The 12,867-nt window shown below is 60.5% G+C and carries 10 protein-coding genes; 6 read left to right on the plus strand and 4 right to left on the minus strand.

The window, feature by feature from the left end; genetic code table 11:
• Window positions 1-238: 238 nt before the first annotated feature.
• From BLL36_RS10290 to BLL36_RS10310, 4 genes are all read right to left on the minus strand, one after another.
• Window positions 239-3,085 (minus strand): valine--tRNA ligase, encoded by a 2,847-nt coding sequence (locus tag BLL36_RS10290; protein WP_076951320.1) that lies wholly within the window; start codon window positions 3,083-3,085, stop codon window positions 239-241.
• A gap of 212 nt (window positions 3,086-3,297) precedes the next feature.
• Window positions 3,298-3,660, minus strand: a complete 363-nt coding sequence (locus BLL36_RS10300; RefSeq protein WP_076951322.1) for a DNA polymerase III subunit chi — start codon at window positions 3,658-3,660, stop codon at window positions 3,298-3,300.
• Between the two features lie 7 nt (window positions 3,661-3,667).
• The gene (locus BLL36_RS10305) at window positions 3,668-4,096 is read right to left on the minus strand and encodes a DNA polymerase III subunit chi (RefSeq protein ID WP_076951323.1); all 429 of its coding nucleotides are present in this window, start codon (window positions 4,094-4,096) and stop codon (window positions 3,668-3,670) included.
• Window positions 4,097-4,243: 147 nt separating this feature from the next.
• Window positions 4,244-5,734, minus strand: coding sequence for a leucyl aminopeptidase (locus BLL36_RS10310; protein ID WP_076951324.1), 1,491 nt, complete (start codon window positions 5,732-5,734; stop codon window positions 4,244-4,246).
• A 284-nt stretch (window positions 5,735-6,018) separates the two neighbouring features.
• Between BLL36_RS10310 and lptF the strand changes: the two genes are divergently transcribed.
• The 6 genes from lptF (at window position 6,019) to era (ending at window position 12,755) form a co-directional block, all read left to right on the plus strand.
• Window positions 6,019-7,137: an LPS export ABC transporter permease LptF gene (gene lptF / locus BLL36_RS10315; protein ID WP_076951325.1), complete on the plus strand. Its 1,119-nt coding sequence runs from the start codon at window positions 6,019-6,021 to the stop codon at window positions 7,135-7,137.
• On the plus strand, window positions 7,130-8,209 hold the full coding sequence (lptG, locus tag BLL36_RS10320; RefSeq protein ID WP_076951326.1) for an LPS export ABC transporter permease LptG: 1,080 nt from the start codon (window positions 7,130-7,132) through the stop codon (window positions 8,207-8,209). The genes lptF and lptG overlap by 8 nt, the downstream gene beginning before the upstream one ends.
• Before the next feature lie 151 nt (window positions 8,210-8,360).
• On the plus strand, window positions 8,361-10,160 hold the full coding sequence (gene lepA, locus BLL36_RS10325; protein WP_049709830.1) for a translation elongation factor 4: 1,800 nt from the start codon (window positions 8,361-8,363) through the stop codon (window positions 10,158-10,160).
• A gap of 5 nt (window positions 10,161-10,165) precedes the next feature.
• The gene (gene lepB, locus BLL36_RS10330) at window positions 10,166-11,020 is read left to right on the plus strand and encodes a signal peptidase I (RefSeq protein ID WP_076951327.1); all 855 of its coding nucleotides are present in this window, start codon (window positions 10,166-10,168) and stop codon (window positions 11,018-11,020) included.
• A gap of 150 nt (window positions 11,021-11,170) precedes the next feature.
• Window positions 11,171-11,860: a ribonuclease III gene (gene rnc, locus BLL36_RS10335; RefSeq protein WP_076951328.1), complete on the plus strand. Its 690-nt coding sequence runs from the start codon at window positions 11,171-11,173 to the stop codon at window positions 11,858-11,860.
• Entirely contained in the window at window positions 11,853-12,755 is a 903-nt protein-coding gene (gene era / locus BLL36_RS10340) for a GTPase Era (protein WP_003234112.1), read from the plus strand. The genes rnc and era overlap by 8 nt, the downstream gene beginning before the upstream one ends.
• Window positions 12,756-12,867: the final 112 nt, after the last annotated feature.

Below are 12,867 nucleotides of genomic sequence, written 5' to 3' on the forward strand. Positions count from 1 at the left end.
GTTGATTCTGGGTTTGGCTCAAAGTGGTGGGCATTGTCACACATTCTGAGCCCAACTCACTCAACTGTGGGAGCTGGCTTGCTCGCGAAAGCGTTGGGTCAGTCACTGACTCTGTATCTGATACACCGCTTTCGCGAGCAAGCCCGCTCCCACACTGACCGTGTTGCCAGCAGGAAATCGGGAATATCCAGCGAAAAAAAAGAGACCCGAAGGTCTCTTTTTCTACACGGCTTACACCTTACAGGCTGGAAATCCGCGCATGTTGCTCCGCCAGCTTGCCCAGGGCCTGTTCAGCCTCGGCCAGTTTGGCGCGTTCCTTGTCGATGACTTCAGCCGGTGCCTTGTCGACGAATGCCGCGTTGGACAGTTTGCCGCCCACCCGCTGCACTTCGCCTTGCAGGCGCGCAATTTCCTTGTCGAGACGGGCCAGTTCCGCGCCCTTGTTGATCAGGCCGGCCATCGGCACCAGCACTTCCATGTCGCCGACCAGTGCGGTGGCGGACAACGGAGCTTCGGCGCCAGCAGCCAATACGGTGATCGACTCCAGCTTCGCCAGCTTCTTGAGCAGCGCATCGTTTTCAGTGAGACGGCGCTGGTCTTCAGCACTGGCGTTCTTCACGAATACCGCCAACGGCTTGCCCGGCCCGATGTTCATCTCGGCGCGGATGTTGCGCGTGCCGAGCATCAGGGTCTTGAGCCATTCGATATCGCTTTCGGCGGCCTCGTCGATGCGTGCTTCATTGGCCACCGGCCAAGGTTGCAGCATGATGGTCTTGCCTTCGATACCGGCCAGCGGCGCCAGGCGCTGCCAGATTTCTTCGGTGATGAACGGCATGAACGGGTGCGCCAGGCGCAGCGCCACTTCGAGCACGCGCACCAGGGTGCGACGGGTGCCGCGCTGGCGTTCGACCGGCGCGTTTTCGTCCCACAGCACCGGCTTGGACAGTTCCAGGTACCAGTCGCAATACTGGTTCCAGATGAACTCGTACAAAGCCTGTGCGGCCAGGTCGAAACGGAACTGGTCGAGCTGGCGGGTCACTTCGGCTTCGGTGCGCTGCAACTGCGAAATGATCCAGCGGTCGGCCAGGCTCAGTTCGAAGGCTTCGCCGTTCTGGCCGCAGTCCTCGCCCTTGTCCAGCACGTAGCGCGCGGCGTTCCAGATCTTGTTGCAGAAGTTGCGATAGCCTTCGACGCGGCCCATGTCGAACTTGATGTCGCGGCCGGTGGAGGCCAGCGAGCAGAAGGTGAAGCGCAGGGCGTCGGTGCCGTAGCTGGCGATACCATCGGCGAACTCGTCGCGGGTCTGCTTCTCGATCTTCTTCGCCAGTTTCGGCTGCATCAGGCCCGAGGTACGCTTCTGTACCAAGGTTTCCAGGTCGATGCCGTCGATGATGTCCAGCGGGTCCAGGACGTTGCCCTTGGACTTGGACATCTTCTGGCCCTGGCCATCACGCACCAGGCCGTGCACGTACACGGTCTTGAACGGTACCTGTGGCGTGCCGTCTTCGTTCTTCACCAAGTGCATGGTGAGCATGATCATCCGGGCAACCCAGAAGAAAATGATGTCGAAACCGGTGACCAGCACGTCGGTGGAGTGAAACTTCTTCAGGAATTCGGTCTGCTGCGGCCAGCCCAGGGTCGAGAAGGTCCACAGGCCCGAGCTGAACCAGGTGTCCAGCACGTCGTTGTCCTGTTGCAGTGCAACGTCCGCGCCCAGATTGTGCTTGGCGCGCACTTCGGCTTCGTCGCGGCCGACATACACCTTGCCCGACTCGTCATACCAGGCCGGGATGCGGTGGCCCCACCACAGCTGACGGCTGATGCACCAATCCTGGATGTCGCGCATCCACGAGAAGTACATGTTTTCGTACTGCTTGGGCACGAACGCGATGCGGCCATCCTCAACGGCGGCAATCGCAGGTTCGGCTAAAGGCTTGGTGGACACATACCACTGGTCGGTCAGCCACGGCTCGATCACGGTGCCGGAACGGTCGCCCTTCGGCACTTTCAGGCCATGATCATCAACGCTGACCAGCAACCCGGCGGCGTCGAAGGCGGCAACGATTTGCTTGCGCGCTTCAAAACGGTCAAGGCCTGCGTATTCGGCCGGAATCTTGCCGTCGACACTGTCGTTCAGCGTACCGTCCAGATTGAACACCTGGCAGGCCGGCAATACGGCGGCGTTTTTGTCGAAGATGTTCAGCAAGGGCAGGTTATGACGCTTGCCGACTTCATAGTCGTTGAAGTCGTGGGCCGGGGTGATTTTCACGCAGCCGGTGCCGAACGCCGGGTCGCAGTAGTCGTCCGCGATGATCGGGATGCGGCGGCCAACCAGCGGCAGCTCGACGAACTTGCCGATCAGCGCCTGGTAGCGCTCGTCGTTCGGGTTAACCGCGACGGCGGCGTCGCCGAGCATGGTTTCCGGGCGGGTGGTGGCGACGATCAGGTAGTCATTGCCTTCAGCAGTCTTGACGCCGTCGGCCAGCGGGTACTTCAGGTTCCACAGGAAGCCTTTCTCGTCGTGGTTTTCCACTTCAAGGTCGGAAATCGCCGTGTGCAACTTCGTGTCCCAGTTGACCAGGCGCTTGCCGCGGTAGATCAGGCCGTCTTCATGCAGGCGCACGAAGGCTTCTTTCACGGCTTCCGACAGGCCGTCGTCCATGGTGAAGCGCTCGCGGCTCCAATCGACGGACGAGCCCAGACGACGGATCTGACGGCTGATATTGCCGCCGGACTGGTCTTTCCATTCCCAGATTTTTTCCAGGAATTTCTCGCGACCCAGGTCATGACGGTTCTGGCCGGTGGCTTCGAGTTGGCGCTCCACCAGCATCTGCGTGGCGATACCGGCGTGGTCGGTGCCAGGCTGCCACAGGGTGTCTCGACCCTGCATGCGGCGGAAACGGATCAACGCATCCATGATCGCATTGTTGAAGCCATGGCCCATGTGCAGGCTGCCGGTGACGTTCGGCGGCGGGATCATGATGGTGTAGGGATCGCCCGCGCCTTGCGGGGCGAAATAATTCTCGGATTCCCAGGTGTTGTACCAGGAAGTTTCGATAGCGTGCGGCTGGTAGGTCTTATCCATGCGCGGCGGGACCCTAGTTGGCATTTATTCAGGAAAGCCGGCAAGTATAACGGGGGATGGGGGAGAGGGCGAGTTGAAGACGGGTTCGAGCTGTATGCAAAACCATTGTGGGAGCTGGCTTGCCTGCGATAGCGGTGTGTCAGTCAACATCTTCAGTGACTGTTATACCGCCATCGCAGGCAAGCCAGCTCCCACAGGAATCCATGCAGGCCTCAAGACTGATACTGGCTGAGCAACCGCTCCATGCGCGCATCCATCCGTCGCTTGATCTCGGTCTCTATATGCGGGGCAAAGTCGGCGATCACGTCTTGCATGATCAATTGCGCGGCGGCGCGCAGTTCGGCATCCAGGTGCAGCAGCAGGGCGTCCTGGGTTTTTTCGGCGGCAGGCGGTTCGGCCGGCGTGGGAGCAGGCTTGCCGTCGGACATTTCCAGCAACATTGGAATCTGCACCACCTCATTGACCAACTCGGTCAGAAGTGGCGGCTGCAAGCCATCATCACCCAGCAACTGGCGGATCGACTCTAGGTCGTCCAGCAAGTGGTCGTCTTTTTTCAGCGGTTTTGGAGTGTCCATCATGTGCTCAAAGTCGTTGTAGCCGGTGATCTTGCAGAGGATAGCCCTGTTCGCGGTAGAAACGGAAACTCTCCCGCGCGGCCTGACGAATCGCCGGATCTTCCACCACCACTTCGGCCACGCGAGCGAAGCCCTTGGCAAACGGCGGTACTTTCAGGTCCAGGTTGACCAGCAGGTCATGGTGATCGCCGCAATTGTCGCCCAAACCCAGTACCACCAGGCCTTCAGGTTCAGACTCGGCGGGGCCGTGGGGCACGAAGCTTTCGCCCTTGAAGCGCCACAGGCGGGCATCAAGTTCGTCGCGCTGGCTGGCATCGCTGCAATGCAGGTAGATGCGATGGCCCATGCGCCAGGCTTTTTCGGTGAGTTTGCAGGCGAAGTCCAGGCGCGCGAGCGGGTCGGCGCTGGGCAATATATAGAAGTCGACTTGGGTCATTGCGGTTCCTGAGACCGAGACGGCGCGATGACCGTCCCGGAATGTGTAGGAGCGAGCTTGCTCGCGAAAAACGCAAGGTCGCCGCGATCAACCTGGTTTCCCGAGTCATCGTTAACGACCATCGCGAGCAAGCTCGCTCCTACAGGGTTAGGCCTTGGCGCGGTCCAGCAGGTATTGGGTCAGCAGTGGCACCGGACGGCCGGTTGCGCCCTTGTCCTTGCCGCCGCTGGTCCAGGCCGTGCCGGCGATGTCCAGGTGCGCCCAGTTGAAATTCTTGGCAAAGCGCGACAGGAAGCAGGCAGCCGTGATGGTGCCGGCTTTCGGGCCGCCGATGTTGGCGATGTCGGCGAACGGGCTGTCCAGTTGCTCCTGGTACTCATCGAACAGCGGCAGTTGCCAGGCGCGGTCGTCGGCTGCCTTGCCGGCGCTGAGCAGTTGCTCGATCAGCTCGTCGTTGTTGCCCAGCAGGCCCGAAGTGTGGGCGCCCAGGGCCACCACGCAGGCGCCGGTCAGGGTCGCGATGTCGATCACCGCCTGCGGTTTGAAGCGCTCGGCGTAGGTCAGGGCATCGCACAGCACCAGGCGGCCTTCAGCGTCGGTGTTGAGGATTTCGACGGTCTGGCCGCTCAGGGTGGTGACGATGTCGCCCGGACGGGCCGCGCCGCCGCTCGGCATGTTCTCGGCGCAGGCCAGGATGCACACCAGGTTGATCGGCAGCTTGAGCTCCAGTACGGCGCGCAGGGTGCCGAACACGCTGGCGGCGCCGCCCATGTCGTACTTCATCTCGTCCATGCCCAAGCCTGGCTTGAGGCTGATGCCGCCGGTATCGAAGGTGATGCCTTTGCCGACCAGGGCATAGGGCTTCTCGGACTTCTTGGCGCCGTTGTATTGCATCACGATCAGGCGTGGCGGCTGGTCGCTGCCCTGGCCCACGGCATAGAACGAGCCCATGCCCAGTTCCTTGATTTTCTTCTCGTCCAGCACTTCAACCTTCAAGCCCTTGAACTCTTTGCCCAACGCCTTGGCCTGTTCGCCCAGGAAGGTCGGGTGGCAGATGTTCGGCGGCAGGTTGCCCAGATCGCGGGTGAAGGACATGCCGTTGGCGATCGCTGTCGCGTGGGTCACGGCGCGTTCGACTTCAGCCTGGGCCGCCTTGATGGTCAGCAGGGTGATTTTTTTCAGGGCGCGTGGTTCGGCTTTCTGGCTCTTGAACTGGTCGAAGAGGTAACCGCCGTCCACCAGGCTTTCAGCCAGCAGGCGGGTCTTGCCGTAGCTGTCACGGCCTTTGACCACGATTTCATCGAGCGCCAGTGCTGCGTCGCTGCCACCCAGGCCCTTGAGGGTGGTGAGGATGGCGTTGATGATTTTGCGGAACGGGCGGTCGCCGAGTTCGGCATCCTGGCCCACGCCCACCAGCAATACGCGGTCAGCCTTGAGGTTGGGCAGGCTTTGCAGCAGCAGGCTCTGGCCGACTTTGCCGGCCAGGTCGCCGCGCTTGAGCACCGCGCTGATGGCGCCGCCGCTGAGTTCGTCGAGTAGCTTGGCGGCAACGCCGAGCTTGCGGCCTTCGCCGATGGCGACCACGAGGGTGGCGGTTTTCAACGTTTCGGGGCTAACGCTTTTTACAACCAATTCCATTTTCGGGTCCCTTATAAAGGTCGGTTAGCCAGGAGTCTGTACTCCGGCTTTAATACCAGGCGGCTGTGTAAACCGCCGGCGACAAAGGCCGCAGTTTGAACCTCGCCGGCGGAGCCTGACAACCCTTGGCACCGGCTTTATGCATGTGCGTGAGCAAGCTCCGTGACAGGCGCGGTCAATCACAGGATAATGCGCCATCTTTTTAGCCGGCCCTGTGTAGAGGGGCTGACTCGGTATGCTTGCTTGTTTGGCCGCCTTAGCCTGACAACCCTGGAGTGTCTGGTTTGATCGTCTTCCGTTATCTGTCCCGCGAAGTCCTGTTGACCCTGAGTGCCGTGAGTGCGGTCCTGCTGGTCATCATCATGAGTGGTCGTTTCGTCAAATACCTGGCCCAGGCTGCCTCGGGCGCGCTGGACCCAGGCTCGCTGTTCCTGATCATGGGCTTTCGCCTGCCAGGCTTTTTGCAGTTGATCCTGCCGTTGGGCCTGTTCCTGGGGATCCTGCTGGCCTACGGCCGCCTGTACCTGGAAAGCGAAATGACCGTGCTCTCGGCAACCGGCATGAGCCAGCAGCGCCTGCTGGGCATGACCATGATCCCGGCGGCCGGCGTCGCGCTGATCGTGGCCTGGCTGAGCCTGAGCCTGGCGCCCCAGGGCGCCATGCAGTTCCAGCTGGTGCTGAACAAACAGGACGCGATGACCGAGTTCGACACCCTCGAGCCCGGCCGTTTTCAGGCGCTCAATGACGGTTCCCGGGTCACCTACACCGAAACCCTGACCGACGACCGCGCCAACCTGGGCGGGGTGTTCATCTCCGAGAAACGCCTGGGCCAGGACAAGAAGGACCGCGGTATTTCCATACTGGTGGCTGATTCGGGTCGCCAGGAAGTGCGCCCGGACGGCAGCCGCTACCTGATCCTGGAAAACGGCTATCGCTACGACGGCAGCCCGGGCATGGCCGATTACCGCGCCATCCAGTACGACACCTACGGCGTGATGCTGGCGCGTCCGGATATCAGTGATGAAGTCACCGACCGCGACGCCATCCCCACCACCGAACTGTTCGGCAGCAATGAGTTGCGCTCCATCGCCGAGCTGCAATGGCGAATCTCACTGCCGCTGCTGGTATTTATCGTGACCTTGATGGCCGTGCCGCTGTCGCGTGTCAACCCGCGCCAGGGCCGTTTCCTCAAGCTGCTGCCGGCAATCCTGTTGTACATGGCGTACCTGACCATCCTGATCTCCGCCCGTGGCTCCCTGGAAAAAGGCAAGCTGTCGCCGACCCTGGGCCTGTGGTGGGTGCATGGGATCTTCCTGGTGATCGGCCTGGGGCTGCTCTACTGGGAACCGATCCGTTTGAAAATGAAGAGCCGTCGTGGCCAGAAGGAGTTGGCTCGTGGCTAAGCTCGATCGCTACATTGGTAGCAGCGTACTGATCGCCATCCTGGCGGTATTGGGCATCATCCTGGGCCTGGCGTCGTTGTTCGCCTTCATCGATGAAGTGGGCAACGTCAGCGATACCTATACCGTGTGGGACGTGCTGAGCTACGTGGCCCTCACCGCACCGCGTCGCCTCTACGACATGATGCCGATGGCCGCGCTGATCGGCTGCCTGATCGGCCTGGGGAGCCTGGCCAGCAACAGCGAACTGACCATCATGCGCGCCGCCGGCGTGTCCATTGGCCGTATCGTCTGGGCGGTGATGAAGCCCATGCTGCTGCTGATGGCCTGCAGCGTGCTGATCGGCGAATACGTCGCGCCGCCCGCCGAAACCACGGCCCAGGCCAATCGCGCGCTGGCCCAGGGTTCGGGCGATGCGCAAAGCTCCAAGCACGGCCTGTGGCATCGCCAGGGTGACCAATTCATCCACATCAACGCTGTACAACCCGGCGGCCTGTTGATTGGCGTGACGCGCTACAACTTCGACAAGGAACGCCACCTGCTGTCGTCGAGCTTCGCCAAACGTGCGCAATACAGCGATGAAAAATGGCAACTCAGCGACGTCACCACCACCTACTTCCGTAATATCGGCCAAGGCACCAAAGCCAGCACCGAAGTGATCAATGTACCGAGCGAAGAGTGGGACATCGCCCTCAAGCCGGAGCTGCTCAATACCGTTGTGATGATCCCGGAAAGCCTGCCAATCTCCGGGTTGTGGGGTTACATCCACTACCTCAAGGATCAGGGCCTGAACAACGGTCGTTACTGGCTGGCATTTTGGGTCAAGGTGTTGCAACCGGTTGTCACCGCCGCGCTGGTGCTGATGGCCATCTCGTTCATCTTCGGCCCTTTGCGCTCGGTAACCCTCGGCCAGCGCGTGTTTACCGGTGTGCTGGTAGGGTTTACCTTCCGCATCGCCCAGGACCTGCTTGGCCCGTCGAGCCTGGTGTTCGGCTTCTCACCGCTGTTCGCAGTGCTGGTGCCCACGGCCATCTGCGGCCTGGCCGGGTTCTGGCTGTTGCGCCGAGCCGGTTGATACCGCGCTTATGCACAAAAAATGCCCCGCTTGTATAAGCGGGGCATTTTTGTTCTGGTCAGCAAAGATGACGCCTGGCCCGAGCATCAGGTACAATTCCCGGCTATTTTTCAGCGGGCAATCTGCCTGCAGCCTTTTTGAGTGTTGATCCGTGAGTGATTTGAGTCATATCCGCAATTTCTCCATCATCGCCCACATTGACCATGGTAAGTCGACGCTGGCCGATCGATTCATCCAGATGTGCGGCGGCCTTGCCGAGCGTGAAATGGAAGCCCAGGTACTGGATTCCATGGACCTCGAACGCGAGCGCGGGATCACCATCAAGGCCCACAGCGTTACCCTGTACTACACCGCCAAAGACGGTATCAAGTACCAGCTCAACTTCATCGATACCCCGGGCCACGTCGACTTCACCTATGAAGTCAGCCGTTCCCTGGCCGCCTGCGAAGGCGCGCTGCTGGTGGTGGATGCGGGGCAGGGCGTCGAAGCCCAATCCGTGGCCAACTGCTACACGGCCATCGAGCAGGGCCTGGAAGTGATGCCGGTGCTGAACAAGATCGACTTGCCGCAAGCCGATCCGGACCGCGTAAAAGAAGAAATCGAAAAAATCATCGGCATTGACGCCACCGACGCCGTCGAGTGCAGCGCCAAGACCGGCCTGGGCGTCGACGAAGTGCTCGAGCGCCTGGTCAAGACCATCCCCGCGCCCACCGGCAACTACGAAGATCCGCTGCAAGCGTTGATCATCGACTCCTGGTTCGACAATTACCTGGGCGTTGTCTCCCTGGTACGCGTGCGCCATGGCCGCGTGAAGAAGGGCGACAAGATCCTGGTAAAGTCCACCGGCAAGATCCACCTGGTGGACAGCGTCGGTGTATTCAACCCCAAGCACACCGCCACTGTTGACCTGAAGGCCGGTGAAGTCGGCTTTATCATCGCCGGTATCAAGGATATCCACGGTGCACCGGTCGGTGACACCCTGACCTTGAGCTCCACCCCCGACGTCGACGTGCTGCCAGGCTTCAAGCGCATCCAGCCACAGGTCTACGCCGGCCTGTTCCCGGTCAGCTCCGACGACTTCGAAGACTTCCGCGAAGCCCTGCAAAAGCTCACCCTCAACGACTCGTCGTTGCAGTACACCCCGGAAAGCTCCGACGCCCTGGGCTTCGGCTTCCGTTGCGGGTTCCTGGGCATGCTGCACATGGAGATCATCCAGGAGCGCCTCGAGCGCGAATACGACCTGGACCTGATCACCACCGCGCCGACCGTTATTTTCGAGCTGCTGCTGAAAACCGGTGAAACGATTTACGTCGACAACCCGTCCAAGCTTCCAGACCTGTCTTCCATCGAAGACATGCGCGAACCGATCGTGCGCGCCAATATCCTTGTGCCGCAGGAACACCTGGGCAACGTCATTACCCTGTGTATCGAAAAGCGTGGCGTACAGCACGACATGCTGTTCCTCGGTACCCAGGTGCAAGTGACCTACGATTTGCCGATGAACGAAGTGGTGCTGGACTTCTTCGACCGTCTCAAATCCACCAGTCGCGGCTATGCTTCGCTGGACTACCATTTCGACCGTTACCAATCGGCCAACCTGGTGAAGCTGGATGTGTTGATCAACGGCGACAAGGTGGATGCCTTGGCACTGATCGTGCACAAGGACAACGCGCACTACAAAGGTCGCCAGTTGACCGAAAAAATGAAAGAACTGATTCCGCGCCAGATGTTCGACGTCGCGATCCAGGCCGCCATTGGCGGGCAGATCATTGCGCGGACCTCCGTCAAGGCTCTCAGAAAGAACGTATTGGCCAAATGCTACGGCGGTGACGTAAGCCGTAAGCGCAAGCTGCTTGAGAAGCAAAAGGCCGGTAAAAAACGCATGAAGCAAGTGGGCAACGTGGAAATTCCACAAGAAGCCTTCCTTGCGGTGCTCAGGTTGGATAGTTAGGTCCTATGTCGCTAAATTTCCCGCTGTTGCTGGTCATCGCCGTTGCCGTCTGCGGTCTGTTGGCATTGCTCGATCTGGTGTTCTTCGCCCCGCGTCGCCGGGCGGCTATCGCGTCCTATCAGGGCAGCGTCAGCCAGCCCGATGCGGTGGTGGTCGAGAAGCTGAACAAAGAGCCTCTGCTGGTTGAATACGGCAAGTCGTTCTTCCCGGTGCTGTTCATCGTGCTGGTGCTGCGCTCGTTCCTGGTGGAGCCGTTCCAGATCCCGTCGGGGTCGATGAAACCTACCCTGGACGTGGGCGACTTCATCCTGGTGAACAAGTTTTCCTACGGGATCCGTTTGCCGGTGATCGACAAGAAGGTCATCGAGATCGGTGACCCGCAGCGTGGCGATGTGATGGTGTTCCGCTACCCGAGCGACCCGAACGTCAACTACATCAAGCGTGTGGTCGGCCTGCCGGGCGACGTGATTCGCTATACCAGCGACAAGCGCCTGTTCATCAACGGTGAGTCGGTGGCCGAAAAGCTGCTGGGTTCCGAGCCGAACACCCTGGGCAGCGCCGAGCTGTATCAGGAAAAACTCGGTGCGGTCGAGCACCAGATCCGCAAGGAAATGAGCCGCTACCGCGCCACGCCGGACGGCCAGTGGAAAGTGCCGGCCGGGCACTATTTCATGATGGGCGACAACCGTGACAACTCCAATGACAGCCGGTACTGGGATGACCCCAACATTCCCAAGGACCTGCTGGGCATGGTTCCCGACCAGAATATCGTCGGCAAGGCCTTTGCGGTCTGGATGAGCTGGCCGGAACCCAAACTCAGCCACCTGCCGAATTTCTCGCGGGTCGGGCTGATCAAGTAATACAGGCGGCGCTGTGAACACAGCGCCGAATGCTTTTCTGGGGTGGGGACAAATCGGTCCTGCCTCATGCAGCACCAACCAGGATTTGAATTTGAACACTGCGTCAATCGTCGATGGCCGCCGGTGCCACCAAACAGATATGGGTAAACCGTGAGCGTTTCTTTAAGCCGTCTCGAGCGCCAGCTCGGCTACACCTTCAAGGACCAGGAATTGATGGTCCTTGCCCTCACACACCGCAGCTTTGCAGGGCGCAACAACGAACGCCTGGAATTCCTCGGTGATGCCATCCTCAATTTCGCCGCCGGTGAGGCGCTGTTCGAGCGTTTTCCTCAAGCGCGCGAAGGCCAGCTTTCGCGCCTGCGTGCACGCCTTGTGAAAGGCGAGACCCTGGCCGTGCTGGCCCGAGGTTTCGGCCTGGGCGAGTACCTGCGGTTGGGTTCCGGTGAATTGAAGAGCGGCGGTTTCCGTCGCGAGTCGATCCTGGCGGATGCCCTGGAAGCCTTGATCGGCGCCATCTACCTCGATGCGGGGATGGAGATGGCCAAGGAGCGCGTGGTCGCCTGGCTGGCTTCGGAAATCGAAAGCCTCACATTGGTCGACACCAACAAAGACCCCAAGACCCGCCTGCAGGAATACCTGCAGTCCCGTGGTTGCGAACTGCCACGCTACGAAGTGGTGGATATCCAGGGCGAGCCGCATTGCCGCGTGTTCTTCGTGGAATGTGAAATCACCTTACTGAATGAAAAAAGCCGAGGTCAGGGTGTGAGCCGTCGTATTGCCGAACAGGTAGCGGCCGCTGCAGCACTGATTGCCCTGGGCGTGGAGAATGGCCATGACTGATTCAACCGCAACACGCTGTGGCTACGTTGCCATCGTCGGCCGTCCCAACGTGGGCAAGTCCACGCTGCTCAACCACATCCTCGGCCAGAAGCTGGCGATCACGTCGCGCAAGCCGCAGACCACCCGCCACAACATGCTGGGCATCAAGACCGAAGGCAGCGTGCAAGCGGTCTACGTCGACACCCCGGGCATGCACAAAGGCGGCGAGAAAGCCCTCAACCGCTACATGAACAAAACCGCGTCGGCGGCGTTGAAAGACGTCGACGTGGTGATCTTCGTGGTCGACCGCACCAAGTGGACCGATGAGGACCAGATGGTCCTCGAGCGTGTGCAGTACGTCACCGGCCCGTTGATCGTCGCGCTGAACAAGACCGACCGCATCGAAGACAAAGCCGAGCTGATGCCGCACCTGACCTGGCTGCAGGAACAACTGCCCAATGCCCAGATCATGCCGATCTCGGCCCAGCACGGGCATAACCTCGAAGCTCTGGAGCGCGTGATCGCCGGCTACCTGCCGGAGAACGAGCACTTCTTCCCGGAAGACCAGATCACCGACCGCAGCAGCCGTTTCCTCGCCGCCGAACTGGTGCGTGAGAAAATCATGCGCCAGATGGGCGCCGAGCTGCCGTACCAGATCACCGTCGAAATCGAAGAGTTCAAGCAGCAGGGCAAGACTTTGCACATCCATGCGCTGATCCTCGTCGAACGCGATGGCCAGAAGAAGATCATCATTGGCGACAAGGGCGAGCGCATCAAGCGCATCGGCACCGAGGCGCGCAAGGACATGGAATTGCTGTTCGACTCCAAGATCATGCTCAACCTGTGGGTGAAGGTGAAGGGTGGCTGGTCCGATGATGAGCGTGCACTCCGTTCGCTCGGCTACGGCGACCTGTAACCGGTTCAGAGCACACCGCAATACACTGTGGGAGCGGGCTTGCCCGCGATGAAGATGTAACATTCAGCAGAGATGTTGACTGTGATACCGCCATCGCGGGCAAGCCCGCTCC

This window comes from Pseudomonas cedrina subsp. cedrina (genome assembly GCF_001983175.1).
Classification (GTDB): Bacteria; Pseudomonadota; Gammaproteobacteria; order Pseudomonadales; family Pseudomonadaceae; genus Aquipseudomonas; species Aquipseudomonas cedrina.